The 25,481-nt window shown below is 72.4% G+C and carries 22 protein-coding genes; 16 read left to right on the top strand and 6 right to left on the bottom strand.

Annotated features, from left to right (window positions below; all coding sequences use genetic code 11):
- Positions 1-25: 25 nt before the first annotated feature.
- From dapA to QSK10_RS02025, 4 genes are all read left to right on the top strand, one after another.
- Entirely contained in the window at positions 26-943 is a 918-nt protein-coding gene (gene dapA / locus QSK10_RS02040; protein WP_285660841.1) for a 4-hydroxy-tetrahydrodipicolinate synthase, read from the top strand.
- Positions 936-2,624 (top strand): ribonuclease J, encoded by a 1,689-nt coding sequence (locus QSK10_RS02035; RefSeq protein WP_285660840.1) that lies wholly within the window; start codon positions 936-938, stop codon positions 2,622-2,624. Before dapA ends, QSK10_RS02035 begins: the two co-directional genes overlap by 8 nt.
- Before the next feature lie 93 nt (positions 2,625-2,717).
- Complete coding sequence (locus QSK10_RS02030) at positions 2,718-3,806, top strand: WD40/YVTN/BNR-like repeat-containing protein (RefSeq protein ID WP_285660839.1); 1,089 nt, start codon at positions 2,718-2,720, stop codon at positions 3,804-3,806.
- Positions 3,807-3,853: 47 nt separating this feature from the next.
- Complete coding sequence (locus tag QSK10_RS02025; protein WP_285660838.1) at positions 3,854-4,309, top strand: hypothetical protein; 456 nt, start codon at positions 3,854-3,856, stop codon at positions 4,307-4,309.
- Here QSK10_RS02025 and QSK10_RS02020 read toward each other — a convergent pair.
- Positions 4,306-4,992, bottom strand: a complete 687-nt coding sequence (locus QSK10_RS02020) for an SDR family oxidoreductase (protein ID WP_285660837.1) — start codon at positions 4,990-4,992, stop codon at positions 4,306-4,308. The genes QSK10_RS02025 and QSK10_RS02020 overlap by 4 nt on opposite strands.
- Before the next feature lie 123 nt (positions 4,993-5,115).
- On the opposite strand from QSK10_RS02020, the gene QSK10_RS02015 reads away from it, so the two are divergent.
- Positions 5,116-6,888: a bifunctional metallophosphatase/5'-nucleotidase gene (locus QSK10_RS02015; protein ID WP_285660836.1), complete on the top strand. Its 1,773-nt coding sequence runs from the start codon at positions 5,116-5,118 to the stop codon at positions 6,886-6,888.
- A 45-nt stretch (positions 6,889-6,933) separates the two neighbouring features.
- Here QSK10_RS02015 and QSK10_RS02010 read toward each other — a convergent pair whose 3' ends face one another.
- Entirely contained in the window at positions 6,934-7,569 is a 636-nt protein-coding gene (locus QSK10_RS02010) for a TetR/AcrR family transcriptional regulator (RefSeq protein WP_285660835.1), read from the bottom strand.
- 78 nt (positions 7,570-7,647) lie between these two features.
- On the opposite strand from QSK10_RS02010, the gene QSK10_RS02005 reads away from it, so the two are divergent.
- From QSK10_RS02005 to QSK10_RS01995, 3 genes are all read left to right on the top strand, one after another.
- Positions 7,648-9,138, top strand: coding sequence for an MFS transporter (locus QSK10_RS02005; protein WP_285660834.1), 1,491 nt, complete (start codon positions 7,648-7,650; stop codon positions 9,136-9,138).
- A gap of 48 nt (positions 9,139-9,186) precedes the next feature.
- On the top strand, positions 9,187-10,281 hold the full coding sequence (locus QSK10_RS02000) for a serine hydrolase domain-containing protein (protein ID WP_285660833.1): 1,095 nt from the start codon (positions 9,187-9,189) through the stop codon (positions 10,279-10,281).
- A gap of 136 nt (positions 10,282-10,417) precedes the next feature.
- Positions 10,418-10,633, top strand: a complete 216-nt coding sequence (locus tag QSK10_RS01995) for a hypothetical protein (protein ID WP_285660832.1) — start codon at positions 10,418-10,420, stop codon at positions 10,631-10,633.
- Between the two features lie 7 nt (positions 10,634-10,640).
- On the opposite strand, the gene QSK10_RS01990 is transcribed toward QSK10_RS01995, so the two are convergent.
- The gene (locus QSK10_RS01990; protein WP_285660831.1) at positions 10,641-11,570 is read right to left on the bottom strand and encodes an NADP-dependent oxidoreductase; all 930 of its coding nucleotides are present in this window, start codon (positions 11,568-11,570) and stop codon (positions 10,641-10,643) included.
- A 33-nt stretch (positions 11,571-11,603) separates the two neighbouring features.
- Entirely contained in the window at positions 11,604-12,152 is a 549-nt protein-coding gene (locus QSK10_RS01985; RefSeq protein ID WP_285660830.1) for a GNAT family N-acetyltransferase, read from the bottom strand.
- Positions 12,153-12,227: 75 nt separating this feature from the next.
- Between QSK10_RS01985 and QSK10_RS01980 the strand changes: the two genes are divergently transcribed.
- The 3 genes from QSK10_RS01980 to QSK10_RS01970 all read left to right on the top strand — a co-directional run bounded on the left by QSK10_RS01980 (position 12,228) and on the right by QSK10_RS01970 (position 17,308).
- Positions 12,228-12,833: a TetR/AcrR family transcriptional regulator gene (locus tag QSK10_RS01980; RefSeq protein ID WP_285660829.1), complete on the top strand. Its 606-nt coding sequence runs from the start codon at positions 12,228-12,230 to the stop codon at positions 12,831-12,833.
- Between the two features lie 38 nt (positions 12,834-12,871).
- A complete protein-coding gene (locus QSK10_RS01975) occupies positions 12,872-13,339 on the top strand; it encodes a hypothetical protein (RefSeq protein ID WP_285660828.1) in 468 nt (155 codons plus the stop codon).
- 129 nt (positions 13,340-13,468) lie between these two features.
- A complete protein-coding gene (locus QSK10_RS01970; RefSeq protein ID WP_285660827.1) occupies positions 13,469-17,308 on the top strand; it encodes a GH92 family glycosyl hydrolase in 3,840 nt (1,279 codons plus the stop codon).
- 34 nt (positions 17,309-17,342) lie between these two features.
- Here QSK10_RS01970 and QSK10_RS01965 read toward each other — a convergent pair whose 3' ends face one another.
- Entirely contained in the window at positions 17,343-18,986 is a 1,644-nt protein-coding gene (locus QSK10_RS01965) for a BCCT family transporter (RefSeq protein ID WP_285660826.1), read from the bottom strand.
- Between the two features lie 103 nt (positions 18,987-19,089).
- The gene (gene valS / locus QSK10_RS01960) at positions 19,090-21,618 is read right to left on the bottom strand and encodes a valine--tRNA ligase (RefSeq protein WP_285662893.1); all 2,529 of its coding nucleotides are present in this window, start codon (positions 21,616-21,618) and stop codon (positions 19,090-19,092) included.
- Positions 21,619-21,792: 174 nt separating this feature from the next.
- Here valS and QSK10_RS01955 point away from each other — a divergent pair, with 174 nt between their 5' ends.
- The 5 genes from QSK10_RS01955 to QSK10_RS01935 all read left to right on the top strand — a co-directional run bounded on the left by QSK10_RS01955 (position 21,793) and on the right by QSK10_RS01935 (position 25,434).
- Positions 21,793-22,353, top strand: a complete 561-nt coding sequence (locus QSK10_RS01955; protein WP_285660825.1) for a non-canonical purine NTP pyrophosphatase — start codon at positions 21,793-21,795, stop codon at positions 22,351-22,353.
- Positions 22,354-22,400: 47 nt separating this feature from the next.
- Complete coding sequence (locus QSK10_RS01950) at positions 22,401-23,420, top strand: methyltransferase domain-containing protein (protein ID WP_285660824.1); 1,020 nt, start codon at positions 22,401-22,403, stop codon at positions 23,418-23,420.
- Positions 23,421-23,476: 56 nt separating this feature from the next.
- Positions 23,477-23,785, top strand: a complete 309-nt coding sequence (locus tag QSK10_RS01945; RefSeq protein ID WP_285660823.1) for a thiamine-binding protein — start codon at positions 23,477-23,479, stop codon at positions 23,783-23,785.
- Between the two features lie 196 nt (positions 23,786-23,981).
- On the top strand, positions 23,982-24,740 hold the full coding sequence (locus QSK10_RS01940; protein ID WP_285660822.1) for a lysozyme: 759 nt from the start codon (positions 23,982-23,984) through the stop codon (positions 24,738-24,740).
- Between the two features lie 58 nt (positions 24,741-24,798).
- The gene (locus QSK10_RS01935; RefSeq protein ID WP_285660821.1) at positions 24,799-25,434 is read left to right on the top strand and encodes a peptidoglycan recognition protein family protein; all 636 of its coding nucleotides are present in this window, start codon (positions 24,799-24,801) and stop codon (positions 25,432-25,434) included.
- Positions 25,435-25,481 lie beyond the last annotated feature (47 nt).

The following is a 25,481-nucleotide window of genomic DNA, read 5'->3' as shown; positions in this document are numbered from 1 at the left end:
TCCGGCCTCAGTTAGGTTTGACCATATGACGACGCACATCGCACGCCCGTTCGGGCGCCTGCTCACCGCGATGATCACCCCGTTCGACGAGCGGTCCGAAGTCGACGTCGCCGGTGCGCAGGAACTCGCCGCGCACCTCGTGGACGTGCAGCGCTGCGACGGGCTCGTGCTGAACGGGACCACCGGCGAGTCGGCCACCACGAGCGACGCCGAGAAGGAGACGGTCCTGCGGGCCGTCCTGGAGGCCGTCGGCGACCGCGCCACCGTGATCAGTGGCGTGGGCACCAACGACACCGCCCACAGCGTCGAACTCGCCCGCCGCGCCGAGAAGACCGGCGCCCACGGGCTCCTCGCCGTGACGCCCTACTACAACAAGCCCCCGCAGGCCGGGCTCGTCCGCCACTTCACGGCCGTCGCCGACGCCACCGGCCTCCCGGTGATGCTCTACGACATCCCCGGCCGCACCGGCCTGGCGATCGAGACCGGCACCATCATCACCCTCGCCGCGCACCCCCGCGTCGCCGCGGTGAAGGACTCCAAGGGCGACCTCTTCGCCACCCAGCGCGTCCTGCGCGAGACGGACCTGGCCGTCTACAGCGGCATCGACGAGCTGAACCTGGCCTCGGCGGCCATCGGCGGGTCCGGCGCGGTCAGCGTCGTCGCCCACCTCTTCGGGCACCGCCTCGCCGACATGTACGACGCGTTCGACCGCGGCGACACCCTCGCCGCCCGCGACGTCAACCTGGCCCTGACCCCCGCCATCGCCGGGATCATGGGCCGCACCCAGGGCACCATCGCCGTCAAGGCCCTGCTCGCGCTCAAGGGCCTGCCCGCCGGTCCGGTGCGCTCGCCGCTGATCGACGCCGATGACGAGCTGCGCGCGTTGCTGGTGGCCGACCTGGCCGCCTCCGGTGAGACCGTCAAGGAGGCCTCCGATGTCTAAGACCAGCTCCGAACTGGCACCCCCGCCGCCGCTGGCGGACGGCGCCCTGCGCATCATCCCGCTCGGCGGGCTGGGCGCGATCGGCCGCAACATGGCCGTCTTCGAGTACGACGGGAAGCTCCTCGTCGTCGACTGCGGTGTCCTGTTCCCCGACATGGACCAGCCCGGCGTCGACCTGATCCTGCCGGACTTCACCCCCATCATGGACCGCCTCGGCGACATCGAGGCCGTCGTCCTCACCCACGGGCACGAGGACCACATCGGCGCGGTGCCCTACCTGCTCCAGCACAAGCCCGACATCCCCCTCGTCGGTTCGCAGTTCACCATCGCGCTCATCGAGGCCAAGCTCGCCGAGCGGCGCATCAAGCCCTACAGCCTCGTGGTCAGCGAGGGCGGCAAGGAGCGCCTGGGGCCCTTCGAGCTGGAGTTCTTCGCGGTCAACCACTCCATCCCCGACGCGATGGCCGTGGCGATCCGCACCGGCGCGGGCACCGTCCTGCACACCGGCGACTTCAAGATGGACCAGCTCCCGCTCGACGGCCGCATCACCGACCTGGCCGGTTTCGCGCGCCTGGGCGCCGAGGGCGTCGACCTGCTGATGTCGGACTCCACCAACGCCGAGATCCCCGGCTTCGTGACCTCCGAGCAGGCCATCCGGCCCGTCCTGGACGACATCTTCCGCACCGCCACCGGCCGCATCATCGTGGCGTCCTTCGCCTCGCACGTGCACCGCGTGCAGCAGGTCATGGACTCCGCCGCCGAGCACGGCCGCAAGGTCGCCCTCATCGGCCGCTCGATGGTCCGCAACATGGGCATCGCGCGGGACCTGAAGCTGCTGAACATCCCCGGCGACCTGCTGGTCTCCCTCGACGAGGCCGCGTCGCTGCCGCCGGAGGAGATCGTGTTCATGTCGACCGGTTCGCAGGGCGAGCCGATGTCGGCGCTGGGGCGGATGGCCTCCGGCGACCACCGGCACATCACCGTGGGCCCCGGCGACACCGTCGTCCTGGCCTCGTCGCTGGTGCCGGGCAACGAGACGGCCGTCTACGGCGTCATCAACCGCCTGTCCCGCGCGGGCGCGACGGTCATCCACAAGGACGTGGCGAAGGTGCACGTGTCGGGGCACGCCCCGGCCGGTGAGCTGCTGTACCTGCTGAACATGGTGCGGCCCAGCAACTTCATGCCCGTGCACGGCGAGTGGCGGCACCTGCGGGCGCACGCGCGTCTCGCGGTGGCCTCCGGCGTCCCCGCCGAGCAGGTGGCGATGTGCGAGGACGGCGACGTGGTCGACCTCGTCGACGGTGTCGCGCGCGTGGTCGGGCACGTCCCGAACAGCTACATCTACGTCGACGGCCTGGCCGTGGGCGACGTGGGCGAGAGCCTGCTGACCGAGCGGCGCATCCTCGGCGACGGCGGTTTCATCGCCGCGACCGTGGTCATCGATTCGGTGACCGGAAAGGTCGTCGGCGGCCCGACGGTGTCGGCGAAGGGCTTCAGCGAGGACCCCGCCGCCTTCGACCCGGTGCTGCCGGTGATCACCGCGGCCCTCGACCGGGCCTCCGAGGACGGCGTCACCGACCCGCACCAGCTGCAGCAGCTCGTCCGGCGCACGGTCGGGCGGTGGGTCAACGAGACCTACCGCCGCCGGCCGATGATCGTGCCGAACGTGCTGGAGGTCTGAGCGCGAGTGGAGGGCGCCCCGCGAGGGGCGCCCTTTTTCGCGCCCGCGCCGGGATCTTGTCCGCACCCCCTCGCGGTTGGTAGGTTGCCGCCTATGCGGAAGACCATGCGCGCGGCCGCGGCCGGGCTGGCTTTAATCGTGGCGGTCACGGGCGCTCCCGGGAGCGCGCAGGCCGGGCCCGAGGGCACGGCGATCCCGAAGCACGAACGGTCCCTCGACCTGGGCTGGACGCTCACCGACACCGGTGTGACGAGCCAGTTCCGGGGCCTGTCGGCGGTTTCGGCCACCACGGCCTGGGTCGCCGGAAGCAAGGGGACGGTCCTGCGGACCACCGACGCCGGGCGCAGCTGGCGGAACGTCTCGCCGCCCGACGCCGCCGCGCTGGAGTTCCGCGACATCGAGGCCTTCGACGCCAGGAGCGCGGTGGCCCTCACCATCGGCCCGGGCGCCGACTCGCGGGTCTACGTCACCGATGACGGCGGCGCGACCTGGACGAAGACCTTCACCAATGACGAAGAGGCCGCCTTCTACGACTGCATGGCCTTCTTCGACTCCCGCCACGGCATCGCCATGAGCGACCCGGTGGACGGGCGCATCCGCTTCGTGCGCACCCCCGACGGCGGGCGCACCTGGACGCGCCTGGCCCCGGAGGTCTCGCCCGAGGCCCTGCCCGGCGAGTTCGCCTTCGCCGCCAGCGGGCAGTGCCTGGTGGCCGCCGACTCCACGAACGGGTTCCTGGTGACCGGCGGCGGCGCCAAGGCGCGCGTGCTGCACACCCCCGACCGGGGCGCCACCTGGAAGGCCTACGACACGCCCGTGCCCAGTGGGCCGAGCGCGGGCATCTACGCCGCCGCGTTCCGGGACGCCAGGCACGGGATCTTCGTGGGCGGCGACTACACCACCCCCGACGCCGCCCCCGGCGGCGCGGCCTACACCGAGCGCGGGCCCTCGGCGGTCACCACCGCCCGGTCGGTGCCGGGGCAGTACCGCTCGGGCGTGTCCTTCCTGGCCGGGCCGATCGCGGTCACCGTCGGTCCCGGCGGCAGCGACATCACCCTCGACGGCGGACGCACCTGGCGGCGCTTCGACGACGGCGCCTTCGACAGCGTCGACTGCGTGCACGGATTCGCCTGCTGGGCCTCCGGCCCGAAGGGACGGGTCGCCCGGCTGAGCCTGGGCTGACGCGGCGGGCTCCCCGGTCCGGCCGCGGCCGCGCCGGGGAGGGACTCGTGGAAGGGGAAGAGCGGCGCGCGATGATCGTCCACCTGCTTCCGGCCGACGACGCCGATCCCGACGCGGTGGCGAAGCTGGCCGCCGACCTGGCCTGGCCGTGCCTGGACGCCTCGCCGCCACCGCCGCCCGGCGCGGTGGCGCAGGGCGCGTGGGCCGCCGGTGACGGCACCGTCGTGTCCTGCGCCGAACACACGCTGCTCGGCACGCGCCTCGTCGCCGTCGACGGCGACGAGACGGTCGCCGCGGTGATCCGTGCGGCGGTGCCCACGGTCGACGCCGCCGAGGTCCTGGCCGTCCTCGCCGACGAGGACGCCGGGGCCGTCGCGCTGATCCGCGCCGTCCGGCAGCTGGCCACGCTCCGGCTGGTCTCGGACGTGCCCGGCGGCGCGCTCGAACGCCTCGCCGGGCATCCCAACGCGCACGTGCGCCGGGCCCTGCGGATGATCGGCTAGGGCTTGCTCGCCGGGTGCGGCATCGGCACCGGGGGAGTGAGGCGCAGGTCCACGACCATCGCGTCGGCCGGTACGTCCAGGACGTACTCCAGGGTCTTGGCGACCGTTTCGGCGCTCATCGCGCGGGTGGGGTCGTAGGCGCTGGACAGGTCCTCGCGCAACTGCCGCTGCATCCCGGTGTCGGTGACGCCCGGGTAGACGGTGGTGACCCGGACCGCGCCGGTCTCCTCGGCGCGCAGCGCGTCGGCGAGGGCCTTCAATCCGTGTTTGCTCGCCCCGTAGACCGACCACATCGGACCGGCGGCGAGGCCGACGCCGGAGTTGACGAACACGACGTGCCCGCGCGAGGCCCGCAGCGCCGGCAGCGTCGCGCGGGTCAGTTCGGCGGGCGCGACGAGATTGATGTTGAGTTCGCGCTGCCAGCCGGCCACGGAGAAGCCGTCGACGGGACCGGCGGAGGCCACGCCCGCGCAGTGCACGAGGGCGTCCAGGCGGTCGAGCGCGGGCAGCGCGCGGGCGAGGGCGGCGGGGTCGGCCAGGTCGGCGGCGACCGCCTCGGTGCCCTCGGGCGCGGTGGCGGGATCGCGGACGACGGCCAGGACGCGGTCGCCGCGCGCGGCGAGCAGCGCGGCGAGGGCCGCGCCGATGCCGCGGGAGGCTCCGGTGATCATGACGGTGCGCATGGATGAAGGTTAATTTCCCGGCGCGGTCCCGGGGGAGGCCCACCCCTTGTTACCCGTCCGTTTCCTCCTTCTGCTTATCTGTGCACTGCACAGCCCGATACCCCTCTCACAAGGGAGCCCCTCATGACCGGACGGCGGCGTCGCGCACTCGCGGCGTTCGGCGCGGTCGCGGTGCTCGGAAGCGTGGCCTTCGCCGCGCCCACGGCCACCGCGAAACCGGACAAGTACACCGACATTCAGCTCCTGGCGTTCAACGACTTCCACGGGAACCTGGAGCCGCCCACCGGCTCCTCGGCCAACACCCAGATCGGGATCGGTCCCGACGGGAAGCCGGTCACCGTCCTGTCGGGCGGCGTGGAGTACCTGGCCACGCACCTGAAGCAGGCGCGCCAGGGCCACCAGAACACCGTGACCGTCGCCGCCGGCGACCTCATCGGCGCCTCTCCGCTGCTGTCGGCCGCCTTCCACGACGAGCCCACCGTCGAGGCGATGGAGGCCCTGGGCCTGGACGTGACCTCGGTCGGCAACCACGAGTTCGACGAGGGCATCGACGAGCTGCGCCGGATCCAGCGGGGCGGCTGCCACCAGAAGGACGGCTGCGCCGACCCGGCCAGCCCGTACGACGGCGCCGACTACCCGCTGCTGGGCGCCAACGTCGTCGACAAGCGCACCGGCCTGCCGGCCCTGCCGCCGGTGTGGGTGAAGAACTTCGCCGACGGCGCGCGCGTCGGGTTCATCGGGATGACCCTGGAGGGCACCGGTGACATCGTGGCCAAGGAGGGCGTGAAGAACCTGGTCTTCAAGGACGAGGTCGCCACGGCCAACTTCTACGCCAAGCTGCTCAAGCTGGTCGGCGTCAAGTCGATCGTGGTGCTGCTGCACGAGGGCGGCCTGCCCGCCAGCAACACCTACAACTACAACTGCGACTCGCCCGGTCCCGGCGACGGCATCTCCGGCCCGATCACCGACATCGCCAAGAACCTGGACCCGCAGATCGACCTCGTGGTCACCGGTCACACGCACCAGTCGTACGTGTGCAACATCCCCGACCCCGAGGGCAAGCCGCGCATGGTGACCTCGTCCTCGTCGTTCGGGCGGCTGTTCACCGAGATCAACGTGACCTACGACAAGAGGGCGCGCGACATCGTCCGCACCTCCGTCAAGGCCTCGAACAAGATCGTCACGCGCGACGTCACCAAGGACGCCGGCGAGACCGCGATCATCGCCAAGTACAAGACGAAGGTCGACCCGATCGCCAACAAGAAGATCGGGTACATCACCGACACCATGCTCGGCCGCGGCTCGAAGAACCCCGAGAGCCCGCTGGGCGACCTCATCGCCGACTCGCAGCTGGCGGTGACCTCCGCCGCCGACAAGGGCGGGGCGGTGATCGCGCTGATGAACCCCGGCGGCGTGCGGGCCGACCTCAGCTACGCCTCCTCGCCGGCGGGCGAGGGCGACGGGGTGGTCACCTACGGCGAGGCCTTCACGGTCCAGCCGTTCAACAACAACGTGACCACCATCAGCCTGACCGGCGCGCAGATCGTCACCGTGCTCCAGCAGCAGTACAGCGGGCCCAACCTGAACAGCCCGAAGGTCCTCCAGCCCTCGGCCGGATTCACCTACACCGTGGACCAGGCCAAGACCGGCGCCGAGAAGATCGTCGTGGACAGCGTCAAGCTGAACGGCGTGAAGCTCGACCCGGCCGCCAAGTACCGCGTCACGGTGAACATCTTCCTCGCCGACGGCGGGGACGGCTTCGCCGAGCTCGCCAAGGGCACCGACCGCCTCGTCGGCGGCCTGGACATCGACGCCCTGGTGGACTGGTTCGCCGCGCACAGCTCGCCGACCGCCCCGGCGGCGCCGCTCCCGGCCAACCGCATCACCTTCATCTAGGCGCACCTCCCCGAAGGGCCCCGGCGTACGCGCCGGGGCCCTTCGTCACGCGCGGCGCAGGAGGCCGCCGTGCCCGTCGCGCAGCAGCCCGAAGGCGAGCTCGGCGTCGGCCACCGCGTCCGGGTACCGGTCGTCGGCGCTGGTTCCCGCGCGCATCGCCAGGTAGTTCATCTCCACGAGGCTGTCGCGGACGGCGAGGATCTGCTCGGCCATCAGCCGCGCGGTGACCTCGCCGGTCTCCTCGCCGAGGGCCCGCGCCAGGCTCCGGCGGCCGTCCTGCCGGAAGCTCAGGGCCCGCTGGAACAGCGCGGGGGTGTCGCGGATGAGGTCCTGCACCTTGCGGACCAGCGGTACGTCGCTGAGGCCGGTGGCCGCGTCGCGTTCGGCGAGCGCGCGCATGAAGTGCGCGTGCCAGGCCTCCACCGGTGTCGTGCCCGGTGGGCGGGAGCCGATCACGCGGGCGGGCTCGTCGGTGTGCTGGGCCAGCGGATGGACGACGAGGTCCTCCTTGGTGGGGAAGTAGTTGAACACCGTCATCTTCGAGACCTCGGCGGCCTCGGCGATCTCCTTGACCGAGACGGCGTCGAAGCCGCGCTCCAGGAACAGGTCGACGGCGGTGGTCCAGATCGTCCGCCCGGTCTGGATCTTCTTGCGTTCCCGCAGGCTGAGCTCCTCGTCCATGACCTGACTGTACCAGGATCAAAGATTGACCGCATCAAAACATTGACTCGGTAAAAGTTCGTGGTTATGGTTCTCGCCATGACCACGAACGTGAAGACCCCCACCGGGATGAGCGAGGCCCAGAAGGGCATCGGCATGATCGTCTGCCTCGCCACCATCGTCCTGGCGGTCCTCGACCAGAACATCGTCTCGGCCGCCGCCGTCCCGATCGTCCGCGAGCTCGACCCCGTCCACGGCATGGAGCGGATGCCCTGGCTGATCAGCGCCTTCGCGCTCGCCTCCACCGCCGCCCTGCCCCTCTACGGCAAGCTCTGCGACGTCCTGGGCGCCAAGCGCGTCTTCATCGGCGCCGTCGGCGTCTTCCTGGCCGGCTCGGCGCTGTGCGGGATCGCCCAGGACATGGGCCAGCTCATCGCCTTCCGCGCCCTCCAGGGCATTGGGGGCGGCGGCCTGATGAGCGTCACGATGGTCGTCATCGCCCGCATCAAGGAGGGCGAGGCCGGTGGGTCCGGGCGCGGCGGCAGCATGGGCGGGATCTTCGCCGGTGTCGGCATGTCGGTCGGCCCGTTCATCGGCGGACTGTTCGCCGACGCCGGCAACTGGCGCTGGATCTTCTACATCAACATCCCCCTGGGCGTGCTGATCATCGCCGCCGCGGCCCTCGTCCTGCGCTTCCCCCGCCACTCCAGCGCGCACAAGGTCGACTTCCTCGGCGCCGGGCTCGCCGCGGCCTTCGCCTCCGGGCTGCTGCTCATCACCGAGTGGGGCGGCGACGAGTACGCGTGGAGCTCGCCGGTCGTCCTCGGCCTGATCGCCGCCACCCTCGCCATGCTCGGCCTGTTCATCTGGCGGCAGGCGGTGGCCGCCGAGCCGATCCTCCCGCTGAAGCTGTTCACCATCCGCGTGGTGCGCCTCGGCTTCGCCGTGCAGGGCCTGGTGGGCCTGGCGATGATGGGCTCGATCGTCTACGTCATGACCTACCTGATGGTCGCCAGGGGAGTCGCCTCCAGCAGCGCCGGGACCTTCATGATCCCCATGGCGATCGGCCTGACCGCCGTCGGCCTGCTGTCGGGGCGGCTGGCCGCCAAGGGCTGGTCCACCCGCACCTTCCTGGTCTCCGGCTCGCTGTTCAACACCGTCGCCCTGTTGCTGCTCGGCATGTCCGGCACCGGCACCTCCCTGTGGGCGATCCGCGGCGAGATGCTGCTGATCGGCATCGGCTTCGGGCAGCTCATCGGGATCCTGATCATGGCCGTCCAGGACGCCGCCCCCCGCGAGCACCTCGGCGTGGCCACCACCGGCGTCCGCTTCTTCCAGACCCTCGGCGGCTCGCTCGGCGCGGCGATCTTCGGCTCGGTCATGGTCCGGCTCTACTCCGCCGAGGTCCCCGGCACCTCCATCAACGGGATCGCCCGGCTCGCCGGGGACGCCCGTGATCACGCCGTGGCATCGTTCGTCTCGGCGGTCGACGCGGTCTTCTTCACCGCCGCCGCGGTCTGCCTCCTGACCGCGCTGATCGCCCTGCGCTTTCCCACACCGAAGCCGGCCGAGCCCGTCCTCGCCGCCTGACTCCCATCACCCGGCCGCGCCGCCACCCCGAACGAAGGAGCCACCCCGATGTCCCAGCTCGCCACCCGCGTCCAGAAGCTCATCGACACCCTCGTCGCCGAGGGCGTGGAGACCGGCGTCCAGGTCGCCGTCCGCCACCACGGCGAGGTCCTCGTCGACGTCGTCGCCGGTGAGGCCGCCCCGGGCCGGCCCATGGAGCGCGACACCCTGGTGCCCAGCCACTCCACCGGCAAGGGCGTCACCGCCACCGTCGTCCACGTCCTGGCCGAGCGGGGCGCCCTCGGCTACGACACCCCGATCGCCGCGCACTGGCCGGAGTTCGCCGCCAACGGCAAGGCGGGGACCACCCTGCGGCACGCCCTCGCGCACCAGGCCGGTGTGCCGCACCTGCCGCACGACCTCACCCCGGAGACCCTCGTCGACTGGGACGCGATGTGCGCGATCCTGGAGGCCGCCGAGCCCATGTGGGAGCCCGGCACCGCGCACGGCTACCACGGCTGGACCTTCGGCTGGCTGCTCGGCGAGACCGTCCGGCGCGCCACCGGGCGCACCATCGGCGAGGTCCTCGCCGAGGAGGTCGCCGCGCCGCTCGGCGTGCCCGGTGAGCTCTACATCGGCGTCCCGAAGGAGGAACTGGGCCGCGTAGCGTATCTCAGTGACGGCAACTGGAACGCCCTCGTGGAGCGGATGATGGCCGCCGGTTTCGACGTCATCGTCCCCGACCGGGCCCGCCCCACCGCCGAGCTCACCAACCGGCCCGAGGTCGTCGGCGCCGAACTGGCCGCGCAGGGCACGGTGACCGCCCGGGCCCTGGCGAAGATGTACGCCGCGCTGCTCGGCGAGGTGGACGGCGTCCGGCTCGTCTCTCCGGAGCGGCTTGCCGAGATCGGTGCCGAGGCCACCACCGGCGACGACCGGATCTTCGGGCGCCCGCAGCAGAAGGCCCTCGGCTGGTTCACCGGCTTCCCGCAGGGCGCCGAGCGGCCCGGGACCTTCGGCATGAACGGCTCCGGCGGCTCGGTCGGCTTCGCCGACCCGGTCAACGGGCTGGCCGTGGCGATCACCAAGAACCACATGAACGTCGGCCCGCACACCGCGGCGGCGGTGGTGACGGCGGCGGTCTACGAGGAGCTCGGTCTCTGAGACGGCGCCACCGACGGAAAGGGCCAGGTCGCCGACCTGGCCCTTCCGCTCATCCCGCCTTGCCGAACAGTGTGGCGGGCGTCACACTTACCTCACGGGCGTCCATCGTGGACGGCCCGAGCGGAAGGCCCCCGTCATGACCGAAGTACCCGCGTGGGTCCTGGTGACCCTCGGCCTGGCCGTCGCCGGCGTCGAGATCGCCGCCCTCCTCACCCGCAAACCCGGCGACACCATCAGCGAACGGCTCCGCGTCCTGCTCGGCATCAAGCCGCCCCGCTGGTGGCGGCCCATCGGCGTGCTGGCCCTGGCCGGACTGTGCGCCTGGTTCCTGGTCCACATCGTCTTCGAATAGCGCTCCGTCAGCCGGTCACGAAGACCGACTTGCCCCTGGCGCGCCCGGTCTCGATGGCCCGGTGCGCCTCGGCGGCCTCCGACAGCCGGTAGGTGCGCGAGACCGTCAGCCTCAGGACCCCGTCGGACCACAGGTGCGCCAGCTCGTTGAGGCGCGCGGCCGTGCGCGGACCCCGGATCGCCACCGCCCGGCCCGCCTCGGCCTCCTCGTAGGCCACGATCGTGCCGACCCGCGAGGCGTCCTGGCCGGTCAGCTCCAGCGAGTCGGCGATGTGGCCCTCGCCGACCGCCGCGTCGAACGCCACCGTCACCGGCCCCGGCGCCACCGCGCGCACCCGCTCCGGCAGGCCCGGGCCGTAGGCCACCGGGATCGCGCCCAGCTCGCGCAGATACGCGTGGTTGCCCTCGCTGGCCGTCCCGATCACCGTCGCGCCCCGGTGCCGGGCCAGCTGGACGGCGACCGTGCCGACGCCACCGGCCGCGCCGTGCACCAGCAGCACGTCGCCGTCCTTCACCCCCAGCGCCTCCAGCGCGATGTGCGCGGTCTGCCCGGAGGCCGACAGGGAACCGGCGATCTCCCAGGGCATCGCCTCCGGCTTGGCCACCAGGTGCGCCCCCGGCAGGACCGCCCGCTCGGCGTAGGCGACCAGCGGCTGGAAGCCGAGGACGGCGTCCCCGGGCGCCCAGTCGTCCGAGGCCGACTCCACGACCACCCCGGCCAGCTCGTTGCCCGGGGTGATCGGGAAGGGCGGCGGGGCGATCGTGGCCGGCATGAGTCCCGCGCGGATCGAGGCGTCCACCGGCTGGATGCCCGCCGCCTTCACCGCCACCCGCACCTCACCCGGCGCCAGGGGCCGGTCCGGCAGCTCGGCCAGCTCCAGGACCTCCGGGCCGCCGAACCGGTTGACGACGACGGCCTTGTACGTGCTCTCAGTCATGGCCGCAGTCTCACACCTCAACTCAGGTTGAGGTCAACCCCGCGCGCGCCAGTCGGCGGCGGTCAGCGCCCACAGCTCCATGTCCACGTAGTCGCCGCGCGCCTTGAACGCGCCCCGCATCAGCCCCTCCCGGGTCATCCCCAGCCGCTGGGCCACCCGCCGGCTCGGCTCGTTCTCCGGCTCGCACTTCCACTCCACCCGGTTCAGGTCGCGCTCCTCGATCGCCCACTCGATCATGTGCCCGACGGCGGTGGTGATCAGGCCGCGGCCACCGGAGTCGCGCGACAGCCACGCGCCGATCTCGCAGGAGCCGAAACGCGCGGTGATCGAGCCGAACATCGTCCCGCCGGTCAGCTCGTCGCCGTCCCAGATCCCGTAGATGCGGCGGGTGTCGTCCAGCACGCCCTGCGCGAAGATCCGCAGCCAGGCCTCGGCGGCCTCCTTCTCGTGCATCCGGTCGGCCCACGCCAGGAAGTGCCGCAGGTGCTCGCGGTCACGGGCGACGTAGTCGGCGAACTCGGCGGCGTGCCAGGGTTCCAGGGCCTTCAGGACGGCCTTGTCATCGAGTTGGACGTACAGCATGGGGTGGCCTCCACAGGTGCGTAACAAACGTTCGGTACGTAGGATAGGCACGACCCCGCCGAGAGGACAACCCGCATGCCCGCCAAGGGAGACCACGACGCCCGCCGCCGCGACGTGTCCGAAGCCGTCTGGCGCGTCGTCGCCACCGCCGGATTCACCGGCCTCACCATGCGCGCCGTCGCCGCCGAACTCGGCGCCTCCACCGGCCTGGTCACCCACTACTTCCCCAGCAAGGCCCTCCTCGTCCGGCACGCCCTCGACCTCGCCGCCGAACGCACCGACGAGCGGCCCCTCCGCACCCCCGAGGCCCCCGGGCTCGCCGCGCTGCGCGCCGCCGTCCTCGACGTCGCCCCCGTCGACGGCGACGCGGTCGCCATGAACCGCGTCTGGGTCAGCTCCTGGGACCTCGCGCTCGCCGACGCCGGGTTCGGCGCCGCGCAGGCCGCGCGCTACACGCGCTGGCGGGCCAAGCTCGCCCGGCACGTCGCCGACGCCCAGGAGCGCGGCGAGATCGGCGCGGGCGACCCGGCCGACCTGGCGGCGCGGGTCGCCGCCTTCACCCACGGCCTGGTCACCCAGGCCCTGTTCGACCCGGAGGCCTTCGGCGCCGCCCGGCAGGAGCGCCTGGTGGACGGGTTCCTGGACTCCCTGCGGGCCGGTGCCCCGGCCCGGGATTCGTAGACTGCGTACTCCGACACCGACAGGCAGGGATGAACGCCATGAGCGACACCGAGGACGCGCCCACCACCTCCACCGAGGTCGTCTACGACCTGAACGGGGACGGTGTGCCCGACGCGACCACGCGGATCGGCGACACCATCTACATCGACTACAACAACGATGACAAGTTCGACGCCGTCGTCCACCCCGACGGTGAGGTCTACGTCGACCTCGACGGCGACGGGACCTTCGAGACGCACGCGATCGACGCCGACGGCGACGGCGTCATCGACACCCTGGAGACCGACCTCGACGGCGACGGCGTGCCCGACCTGATCGAGCGCGACCTCAACGGCGACGGCACCTTCGACGTCATCGAGCGCCGGGGAGTGGCGCTCGAAGCCACCGAAAATGCCGTGGCGCTCGAAGCCACCGAAGCCACCGAGGCCACTGAGGACGCTGCGGCGCCCGAGGCCGCAGGGAAGAAGGACGCCGGCGCCCCGGGCGAGGGCGCGGCCGCCGAGTAGACCCGACGCGGAGGGCGGCCCCGGGCCGCCCTTCGGCGCCGCGGCCGGCTCGGGAACGTATTGACAACGTTGTCCGTTTCTGGTCGGGTGGGCTCGGATTCGAGCCCCGCATCCCCCGGAGGCGCCGACGTGAACCGGAAGCACAGGCCCAGGTGGACGGTCCCGGCGACCGTCCTGATCACGATTGCGAGCACGCTCATCCCCGCCCAGGCCGCCGCCGAGCGCGGCACCGAATTCGCCACATCCTTCGAGGCCGGGCAGCCCGGGCCCGACTGGACGAGCACGGTGGAGACCGGGCCCGACGGGCGCCCGATGGCTCACGGCGTCGACGGGAACCTCCGCACCGGCATCCCCGGCAACGTGATGGACACCGTCGTGGCCGTCACCGCCAGCGGCGAGTACCCCGAGTCGGGGGAGGTCAAGGAGAACCTGACCGACGGCGACCCCGCCTCCAAGTGGCTGACCTTCACGCCCACCGCGTGGGCGGCGGTGGAGCTGTCGGCGCCGGTCACCGTCGTCCACTACGCCCTCACCTCCGCCAACGACGCCCCCGAGCGCGATCCCCGCGACTGGACGCTCCAGGGCAGCGAGGACGGCGCGGCCTGGGTGGACCTCGACCGGCGCGCGGGCGAGGAGTTCACCGAGCGGTTCCAGACCAAGGAGTACCGCTACGCCGGGACCACGCCCTACCGGCACTACCGCCTCGACGTCACCCGCAACGGCGGCGCCGGCATCGTCCAGCTCGGCGAGCTCCAGCTGTCCAACGGGGACGACACGCCGCCCCCGCCCACCGACATGCGCAGCGTGCTCGCGGGCGGCCCGCGCTCGGCTCCGGCGGCGAAGGCGCGCGTGGGCTACACCGGCCTGCGGTCCCTGGAGTTCGCCGGGCGGCACCTGGCCGAGGGGCGGGCGTACTCGTACAACAAGGTCCTCGACGTCGACGTCACCGTGATGGCCTCGACCGAGCTGTCCTACCTGATGTTCGTCAGCGCCACCGAGGGCGACCTGCGCAATCCCGGCACCTACGCCTCGGTCGACCTGGCCTTCGCCGACGGCACGTACCTCTCGCAGCTCGGCGCGGTGGACCAGCACGGCGTGCGGCTCGACCCGGTGTCGCAGGGGCGGTCCAAGACGCTCTCGGTGAACCAGTGGAACCACACCTCGGCGCGCATCGGCCTGGTCGCGGCGGGCAAGCGGATCAGCCGGATCCTGGTCGCCTACGACAACCCGGAGGGCCCGCCGACGGGGTTCCGGAACTTCCTCGACGACGTGTCCATCGTGGGCGCGCCGCCGGTGGAGACCCGGATCGCGCCCAGCGACTGGGTGCTGACCACGCGCGGGACGCAGTCGTCCGGCTCGTTCTCGCGCGGCAACAACCTCCCGGCGACCGCCGTCCCGCACGGCTTCAACTTCTACACCCCGGTGACCAGCGCGGGGTCCCTGAGCTGGCTGTACGAGTACCACCGCGCCAACGACGCGAACAACCGCACGGCGTTGCAGGCGCTGTCGGTGAGCCACCAGCCGAGCCCGTGGATGGGGGACCGGCAGACCTTCCAGGTGATGCCCTCGGCCGCCGCCGGCGCGCCCCCGGCCGACCGGCGGGCGCGGGCCCTGCCGTTCGGGCACGACAAGGAGACCGCCCGCGCCCACTACTACGGCGTGGAGTTCGACAACGGCCTCAAGGCCGAGATCGCCCCGGCCGACCACGCGGCGGTCTTCCGCTTCACGTACCCCGGCACCGACGCGAGCCTGGTCTTCGACAACGTCAACAACGGCGGCGGCCTGACCCTCGACGGCCGGGTGCTCACCGCGTACTCCGACGTCCGCAGCGGGCTGTCGGCGGGCGCCACGCGGCTGTTCGTCTACGCCGTCTTCGACCGGCCCGTGGTCTCGCGGGGAATGCTGCCCGGTGGCGGCGGCCCGGACGTGACCGGGTACCTGCGGTTCGCGCCCGGCGCGGACCGGACCGTCACCATGCGGCTGGCCACGTCGTTGATCAGTGTGGACCAGGCCCGCCGCAACCTGGAGTCCGAAGTGGGCGGCGCCTCCTTCGACCAGGTCCGCGACGCGGCCAAGGCGGCCTGGGACGCCAAGCTCGGCATCGTCACCGTCGAGGGCGCCACCCCCGACCAGCTGACCACCCTCTACTCCAACATGTACCGGCTGTTCCTCTACCCCAACTCCGGGCACGAGAACACCGGCACGCCCGCCGCTCCCGTCTACCGCCACGCCAGCCCCTTCGCCCCGAAGACGGGCACCGACACGCCCACGAGCACCGGCGCGGCGGTCGTGGACGGCACGATGTACGTCAACAACGGCTTCTGGGACACCTACCGCACCACCTGGCCGGCCTACAACCTGCTGACGCCCACGCAATCCGGGGCGATGATCGACGGGTTCCTGCGCCAGTACCAGGAGGGCGGATGGGTCTCACGCTGGTCCTCGCCGGGTTACGCCAACCTGATGACCGGCACCAGCTCCGACGCCGCCTTCGCCGACGCGCTCCTGAAGGGCGTGCCCGGCTTCGACGCCGAGACCGCCTACGACGCCGCCGTCAAGAACGCCACGGTCGCGCCCACCAGCGCGGCGGTCGGCCGCAAGGGCCTGGAGACCTCGGCCTTCCGGGGCTACACCTCCACCGACACCCCCGAGGGTTTCTCGTGGGCGATGGAGGGCTACGCCAACGACGCCGCCATCGCGGCCATGGCCAAGGCCCTCTACCTGCGCGACCCCGCCGGTCCCCGGGCCGGGCGGTACCTCGCCGACGCGGCCTACTTCCGCGGCCGGGCGCAGGAGTACGTGAACCTCTTCGACGCGTCCACCGGCTTCTTCCAGGGTCGCGACGCCGACGGGAAGTGGCGGGTCCCGGCCGGGGACTTCGACCCCGCCGTCTGGGGCTACGACTACACCGAGACCAACGCGTGGAACATGGCCTTCACCGTCCCGCAGGACGGCCGGGGCCTGGCCGCCCTCTACGGCGGGCCGCGCGGGCTCGGCGAGAAGCTCGACGCGTTCTTCGCCACGCCCGAGACCGGCTCGCCGGACAACACCGGGTCCTACGGCGGCGTCATCCACGAGATGACCGAGGCCCGCGACGTCCGCATGGGCATGTACGGGCACAGCAACCAGCCCTCGCACCACATCCCGTACATGTACCTGTTCAGCGACCGGCCGTGGAAGACGCAGGCCACCGTGCGCGAGGTGACGAGCCGCCTGTACCTGGGCAGCGAGATCGGGCAGGGCTACCCCGGCGACGAGGACAACGGCGAGATGTCGGCGTGGTGGCTGTTCTCCGCGCTCGGCTTCTACCCGCTCCAGCACGGCACCGGGACCTACGCGATCGGCTCGCCGCTGTTCACGAAGGCCACCGTGCACCTGGAGAACGGCCGCGACCTGGTGATCAACGCGCCCCGCAACTCCGCGCGCAACGTGTACGTCCAGGGCCTGCGCGTCAACGGCCTGAAGTGGGACGCGACCTGGCTGCCGCACGCCGCGCTGGCCGCCGGGGGCGTCCTCGACTTCGACATGGGCTCCTCGCCCTCGCGCTGGGGCACCGGGCCGCACGCCGCCCCGCCGTCCCTGAGCGACGGCGACGTGCCGTCCCCGCCGCGCGACGTGTCCGGCGACGGGAGGGTCTCCCACCCGGAGCTGTTCGACGACACCTCGGTGACCCAGTTCGTGTCCGAGGGGCCCTTCACGGTGACGGCCGATCTGCCCGAGCGCGCGCGGGTGGAGATGTACACCCTCACCTCCGCCGCCGGGCCCGGCGACCCCACCGGGTGGCGCGTCCTGGCGTCCCGCGACGGCCGCAAGTGGACGGTGATCGACCGGCGCGAGGGCGAGGACTTCGCCTGGCGGGACCAGACGCGCGCGTTCCGCGTCGAGGACCCCGGGAAGTACGCCCACTACCGGATCGAGTTCACCGGCTCCGGACGCCTGGGGCTGTCCGAGATCGAACTGCTCGCCTGAGGATCGGGGCCCGCCGTGGCGGCGGGCCCCGCCTTCACACCCGGCCGCGCGGGGCGCGCATCGCCTCGCCGACCGCCGCGCGCACCGCGTCCCGGATGCCCCGCACCGCGTGCGCCGGGGGAGCCCCCGCGCCCGGGTCCTCCCGCAGCTCCTTCAGCAGCGACCAGCACAGGGCCAGCATCACCAGCACGAACGGCAGCGCGACCAGGATCGTCGCCTGCTGGAGCGCCTTCAGGCCGCCCGCCACCAGCAGCACCGACGCGACCGCGCCGATCAGCACGCCCCACGTCACCACCAGCCACTTTGCCGGGGTCAGCGAACCCCGGCTGGACAGCGAACCCAGCACCAGCGAGGCCGAGTCCGCGCCCGTCACGAAGTACAGGGCGATCAGCACCACGCAGATCCCCGACGTGATCGTGTACAGCGGCAGCGACTCCAGCAGCGAGAACAGCGCCGCCTCCGAACCGTCCTTGAGGGAGGCGACGAGATCGGCGCGGCCGGTCGCCTGCGTCCGGATCGCCGTGCCGCCCAGCACCGAGAACCAGATCGCGCTCGCCCCGCTGGGCACGAGCAGGACGCCGATGACGAACTGCCGGATGGTGCGCCCGCGCGAGATGCGCGCGATGAACGTCCCCACGAACGGCGCCCAGGACAGCCACCACGCCCAGTAGAAGATCGTCCACGCGCCCAGCCAGTCGCTGTCGGAGAACGCGCCCGTGCGGGTGGCCATGGAGACCAGGTCGTTCAGGTAGCCGCCGACGCTGGCCGGGAGCACGTCGAGGATGTACACCGTCGGTCCCAGCACGAAGATGAAGACCATCACCACGCCCGCCAGGATCACGTTGGCGGTGCTCAGCCACTTCACGCCCTTGTGGACGCCGGAGAAGGCCGACACCACGAACGCCGCCGTCAGCGAGCCGATGATGACCAGCTCGACCGCGCGGTTGTCCGGCACCCCGAAGACCAGCCCGAGGCCCGCCGCGATCTGCAGTGCGCCCAGGCCCAGGCTCGTCGCCGAGCCGAAGACCGTCGCGAACACCGCCAGCAGGTCGATCGCCCGCCCCGGCCCGCCGTTGGCGCGCTTCTCGCCGAGCAGCGGGACGAAGGCCGCCGACAGCCGGTTCCCGCGCTTCTTGCGGAAGGTCGCGTAGGCAAGCGCGAGGCCGGAGACGGCGTAGATCGCCCACGGGTGCAGCAGCCAGTGGAAGAACGTGTACTCCATGGCGATGCGGCCCGCGTCATCGGACAGCGGCGCGGCGCCCGAGGCCGGGGGCGGCGCGGCGTAGTGCGTGAGCGGCTCGGCGACGCCGTAGAACATCAGGCCGATGCCCATCCCGGCACTGAACATCATCGCGATCCACGCGGGCGTGGTGAACTCCGGCCGCTCGCCGTCGTCCCCGAGGGTGACGCGCCCGTACCGGGAGAGCGCGATGACCACCGCCAGGACGAGGAACACGTCGGCGGCCACCACGAACAGCCAGCCGAAGTTGGCCAGCACCCAGCCCAGCGCGCCGCTGGACGACGAGTTGAGCGAGTCGGGCCCGATCGCGCCCCACGCGACGACGGCGAGGACGAGGACCGCGCCCACCCCGAAGACCACGAAGTCCGGCGGACGGTTCACGGGCGCGGCGGGCGGCGGTGTCGGCGGCGGAGCCTCGACGGTGGATGAATCCGGCATTTCGCCAGAATGCGCCGCAGGGGAGAGGATGGGGTGGCGGCGCGCCGGGCAGGGCGGGCCCAGTCGGCGCGGCCCCTCCCGGAGCCGCGCCGTCCGTTCGCGCCTAGACCGAGACCTTCACGTCCAGTTCCGCGCCGGAGACCGCCTCCAGTGCGGCCTCGCCGATGCTGCCGGCGTTGCGCACGTCCGACAGCACCAGGCGGGCCGCGGCGATGGTCTCGCCGTCGGCCGTGATGCGCACCGAGGCGACCTCGGCGCGCATGGACAGCTTCTGCTCCGACTTCGCCTTGCGCACCGCCGCGATGAGCGCGGTGGCGGTGTCCAGGACGCGCTCGTCGCCGTCCTCGACGATCAGCGGGGCCGGCCAGGCCGCGCGGTGCACCGAGCCGTCCTGCCACCAGGACCAGGTCTCCTCGGTGGTGTAGGGCAGGACCGGCGCGAACAGGCGCTGCACCGCTGACAGGGCGATCGCCAGGGTCGCGCGCGCCGACTCGGCCCCGGTGTCGCCGTGCTCGCCGTAGGCGCGGGACTTCACCAGCTCCACGTAGTCGTCGCAGAAGAGCCAGAAGAACTCCTCGGCCGCCGCCAGGGCCTTGCCGTAGTCGAAGGCCTCGAAGGCGGCGGTGACGGCGTCCACGGCGCGCGCGAGGCGGGCCAGCAGGGCGCGGTCGAGGGGCTCGGTGACCGCCTCGGGCGCCGCGGCGTGGGCGGCGGTCGCGCCGATGCCCAGGACGAAGCGGCTCGCGTTCAGCAGCTTCGTCGCCAGACGGCGGCCCACCTTCATCTGGCCCTCGTCGAAGGCGGTGTCCGCGCCGGGCCGGGCCGAGGCCGCCCAGTAGCGCACGCCGTCCGAGGAGTACTTCACCAGCAGGTCCATCGGCGTCACCACGTTGCCCACGGACTTCGACATCTTCTTGCGGTCGGGGTCCACGATCCAGCCGGAGATGGTCGCGTGCCGCCACGGCAGCGTGCCGAACTCCTGGTGGGCACGCACGACCGTGGAGAACAGCCAGGTGCGGATGATCTCGTGGGCCTGTGGGCGCAGGTCCATCGGGAACACGCGCGCGAACAGGTCCGGGTCGCGCTCCCAGCCGCCGGCGATCTGCGGCGTCAGCGAGGACGTCGCCCAGGTGTCCATGATGTCGGGGTCGCCGGTGAAACCGCCCGGGACGTCGCGCTGCGCGCCGGTGTACCCGGGAGCCGCCTCGGAGCTCGGGTCGACCGGCAGGGACGCCTCGTCCGGGACGATCGGGGCGTCGTGGCGCGGGTCGCCGTTCTCGTCGAGGGGGTACCACACCGGGATCGGCACGCCGAAGAACCGCTGCCGCGAGATCAGCCAGTCGCCGGCCAGGCCGCCGACCCAGGACTCGTAACGGTGCCGCATGTACTCCGGATGCCACTGGAGCTCACGGCCGCGCTCCAGCAGCCGCTCGCGCAGCGCGGCGTCCCGGCCGCCGTTGCGGATGTACCACTGCCGCGTGGTGACGATCTCCAGGGGCTTGTCGCCCTTCTCGAAGAACTTCACCGGGTGCGAGATCTGGCGCGGCTCGCCCAGGAGGTCCCCCGACGCGCGCAGCAGCTCCACGACCTTCGCCTTCGCCGAGTGGACCGTCAGCCCGGCCAGCTGCGCGTACGCCTCCAGCCCGGCGGGGTCGGTGAGCCCGCGCGGCGGCTCGGCCAGGATCCGGCCGTCGAAACCGAGGACCGAGCGGGTCTCCAGGGCCAGCTCGCGCCACCACACCACGTCGGTGGTGTCGCCGAAGGTGCACACCATCGCGATGCCGGTGCCCTTCTCCGGGTCGGCGAGGCGGTGGGCGACCACCGGCACGTCCACGCCGAACACCGGCGTGCGGACCGTCGAGCCGAACAGCGGCCGGTACCGCTCGTCGTCGGGGTGCGCCACCAGCGCCACGCACGCCGGGAGCAGCTCCGGGCGGGTCGTGGCGATCTCGACGGTGGCGCCGTCCGGGGCGTGGAACGTCAGGTGGTGGTAGGCGCCGGGCCGCTCCCGGTCCTCCAGCTCGGCCTGCGCCACCGCGGTGCGGAACGTGACGTCCCACAGGGTCGGGGCCTCGGACAGGTACGCCTCACCGCGCGCGAGGTTGCGCAGGAACGCGCGCTGCGCCGCCGCCCGCGAGTTCGCGTCGATCGTGGCGTAGGTCATCGACCAGTCCACCGACAGGCCCAGGTGCCGCCACAGCTCCTCGAAGGCCTTCTCGTCCTCGGCGGTCAGCCGCTGGCACAGCTCGATGAAGTTGCCGCGCGAGACCGGCACCTGCTGCTTGCCGGGCTTCTCCGGCGGCGTGAAGTCCGGGTCGTAGGGCACCGACGGGTCGCAGCGCACGCCGAAGTAGTTCTGCACCCGCCGCTCGGTGGGCAGGCCGTTGTCGTCCCAGCCCATCGGGTAGAACACCTCGCGGCCGCGCATGCGCTGGAAGCGCGCGATGGCGTCGGTGTGGGTGTAGGAGAACGCGTGCCCGATGTGCAGCGAGCCGGAGACGGTCGGAGGGGGCGTGTCGATCGAGAAGATCTCCTCGCGGGTCCGCGACCGGTCGAAGCGGTAGGTGCCCTGCTCCTCCCATACCCGTACCCACTTGGCCTCCAACCCGTCGAGGGTCGGTTTCTCTGGCACGCGCGGGGGCTGGGAGTAGTTCGTCATGGTCGAAGGTTACCGGCCGGTGGGAGGGGCGTCGCGTGTGTATCGGCCGCTCCGGCGGGCCCGCCAGCGTGGCGCGGACGGGTGAAGATCGCCGCCCGATACGCTCCGGTTCGTGATGATCTCGTGACGGCGCACACGGTGTCCTTCGTGACCGGCAACGACGCCAAGCTCGCCGCCGCCCGCGAGGCCCTGCGCGGCTTCGACGTCCGCGCCGTCGGCGTCGAGCTGGACGAGATCCAGTCGGTGGACGTGCGCGAGGTCGCCGAGCACAAGGCCCGTCAGGCCCACCGCGTCCTGGGCGGGCCGGTCATCGTGGAGGACTCCGGCTTCTCCATCGACGAGCTCGGCGGGTTCCCCGGCGCGCTCGCCAAGCCGCTGCTGGCCTCGGCGGGCGCGCGCGGCGTGGTGGCGCTGGCCGACCTGACCCGCTCCCGCGCGGCGCGGTTCACGTCGGTGCTGGTGTACATCGGCCCGGACGGCGCGTCGCGCACGTTCTGCGACGAGGGCCGCCCCGGGACGGTCTCGCCGGTGCCGATCGGCGCGGAGACGCCCGGGGTGTGGGCGCAGCTGTGGCGGGTGTTCATCCCGAGCGGCGAGCACACGACCCTGGCGGCGCTGGACGAGCGCGAGCGGGTCCGGCTGCTGGAGGGCTGGCGGCGGGAATCGGTGTTCACGCTGCTGGGGGAGTGGCTGGCGGCGGTGAACTGAATTCACTACTCCACGCCGCGCAGTACCCCCTGCGTAGCATCCCGCCCATGCAGACACGTGACGCGCAGCTCCTGGTCCTCTCCGCCCTCGCCGACGGCCCCATGCACGGCTACGCGCTGAACGCCGCCATCGAGCGGATCGCCGGGTCGCGCCTCGGCGAGAGCAGCCTGTACAGCGCGCTCAACCGGTTGCGCGCGAAGGGGTTCGTGGAGTTCGCCGAGGAGCCGGGACGGCGGCGCCCGGCGCGGCTCACCGCCGAAGGGCACGCCGAGCTGGCGCGGGGACGGCGGGCGGCGCGCGAGGTCTTCGAGGCGGTCGCGCCGGAGCCGGGGGAGTACCTGCGGAGCGCGGCGGCCAGCGCGGCGGGCCGGTCCTACAAGGAGGTCGTCATGGAGCGGCTGGAGCTGGGCCCGGGCCTGACGGTGGCCGACCTGGGCTGCGGCGCGGGGGCCGACCTGGCGGCGATGCTGGCGGCGGGAAGCGCGGTGATCGGCGTCGACATCGATCCCGCCATGCTCGCCCGCGCGGCCGAGGCGGCCGGGCCGGACGCCACCGCGCTGGACCTCGTCCACGGCGACCTGCACGAGCTGCCGCTGCCGGACGCCTCCGTCGACCGCGCGCGCACCGACCGGGTCGTGCAGCACGTCGCCGAGCCGGGGCGGGTGCTGGCCGAGGCGTGGCGGGTGCTGCGGCCGGGCGGGCGCCTCGTCATGGGCGAGCCGGACTGGGACTCGCTGGCCATCGACCACCCGGAGCGGGACCTGGCGCGGCGCTACGCGCGCTTCGTCGCCGACCGGGTCGTGCGCAACGCCACGATCGGGCGGGAGCTGCCGCGGCTGGCGGCGGCGGTGGGCTTCGAGGTGGCCGACGTGACGCCGGTGACGCCGGTGTTCCGGGACCGGGCGGCCGCCGACGCGATCTTCGGGTTCCGGCGGGTGACGACGCGGGCGGTGGAGGCCGGGTACTTCGTGGAGCCCGAGGCCGAGCGGTGGCTGGACCACCTGGCCACGGGCCCGTTCCTGGCGGCGATGACGATGCACGTGGTGACGGTGGTCCGCCCGGACTGAGGGACGCTCCCGCCCGGGCGTGCCTATCCTGGTCCCGGCCGTCGAGAGGAGCCGTCATGTCCGCGCTGGTCGCCTTCAGCGTCACCCCGCTGGGAGTGGGTGAGCACGTCGGGGAGATCGTCGCCGAGGCCGTGCGCGTGGTGCGGGACTCGGGGCTGCCCAACCGCACCGACGCGATGTTCACCCTGGTCGAGGGCGAGAGCCTGGCCGAGGTGATGGCGGTGGTGCAGGCCGCGATCGAGGCGGTGGCCGCGCGGGCGCCGCGCGTCAGCACCGTCATCAAGCTCGACTACCACCCGGGCCGGGTGGACGGGCTGACGGCGAAGGTCGCCACGATCGAGCGGCACCTGGCCGGGGACGCCTAGGCCGCGCACGGCCCACGTCGCCGCACCGCGCGGCCACGATGACGCCCGGCCGGTCCATAAGGGACGGCCGGGTTAAACCCGTCCTAAATGCATGTCGGAAAGCTTCACAACACTTTTGCCGCGCGGAGTTTTCTGCCACGATGCTCCTACACCGCTCCCGGCAGAGCGGTCCGGCAACCATCAAGGAGCACCACCCATGCGCAAGGCTTTACCGCGCCTGCTCGCGTTCGCCGCGGCGGCCGTCATGACCATCGGATCCCTCCTCGCCGTCCCGGCATCGGCGCAGGCGGACGTCTCCACGCAGGCCAACCCCCAGGGCGTCGACGTGTCCCACTGGCAGGGCACCGTGAACTGGACGGCGGCCCGCAACGCGGGCATCGAGTTCGCCTACATCAAGGCGACCGAGGGCACCACGTACAAGGACCCCTCCTTCAACACCAACTACCCCAACGCCTACTACGCGGGCGTCATCCGGGGCGCGTACCACTTCGCGCGTCCCAACATCTCCTCCGGCGCCACGCAGGCGAACTACTTCGTCAACAACGGCGGCGGCTGGTCGGCCGACAACCTGACCCTCCCGGGCGCGCTCGACATCGAGTGGAACCCCTACTCGGGCGGCACCTGCTACGGCCTGAGCACCACCGGCATCCGCAACTGGATCACCGACTTCGCCAACACGTACAAGTCGCGCACCGGCCGCGACGTCGTGATCTACACGGCGGCCAGCTGGTGGAACCAGTGCACCGGAAGCTGGACCGGGCGGGGCACGACCAACCCGCTCTGGGTCGCGCACTACACGACCGGCAGCCCGGCGATCCCCGCCGGCTGGCCCGTCTACACCATCTGGCAGTACACCTCCAGCGGTTCCGTCCCCGGCATCAGCGGCAACGCCGACCGGAACGTGTTCAACGGATCCCGGGCCCGTCTCCTCGCCCTGGCCAACAACACGGCGTGACCCACCCCGGAGCGGCCCCTCACGCGAGGGGCCGCTCCCCTTTCGCACGGAGGTAACCATGGGCACGACCCGGCGGACCCTGCTCACCGGCATCACCGCCGCCGCGACCGCGGCGGCCCTGCCGCTCTCGGCGGCGAACGCGGCCGTCCCGAAGCCGCGCATCTACTCGTGCGCCGAGTGGGGCGCGCGGCCGCCGTCCTCGGCGGTGACGGTGGTGAAGAACCGGCCGAACAAGATCATCGTCCACCACACCGCCTTCCCGAACGTCACCGACTTCTCCCTGGCCTACGCCTTCCAGAACTCGCGTGACATCCAGGACCTGCACATGGACGGCAACGGCTGGCTCGACTCCGGCCAGCACTTCACCAACAGCCGCGGCGGGTACCTCACCGAGGGCCGCCACCGCAGCCTGGAGATGCTGACCGGCGGCACGCGCATGATCCAGGGCGCGCACTGCGTCGGCCAGAACTCCCAGGCCATCGGCATCGAGAACGACGGCAGCTACCACACCGGCGAGCCCGTCCCGGCCGCCCAGTGGGAGAGCCTGATCGCCTTCTGCGCCTACGTCTGCCAGCAGTACCGGATCCCGGCGACCGAGATCTACGGGCACAAGGACTTCAATAACACCCTGTGCCCCGGCGGGATCTGGGACCGGCTGCCCGAGCTGCGCGCCGCGGTGGCGGCGCGGCTGTAGGACGCCCGGCGCCGCGCGTGCGGGAGGAGGGCCGCGCGGCGCCGGGG

The organism is Actinorhabdospora filicis (assembly GCF_030269765.1).
GTDB classification, from domain to species: domain Bacteria; phylum Actinomycetota; class Actinomycetes; order Mycobacteriales; family Micromonosporaceae; genus Actinorhabdospora; species Actinorhabdospora filicis.
Note: the sequence above shows the minus strand (reverse complement) of the source record. Positions and strands in the feature narration are given on the sequence as shown.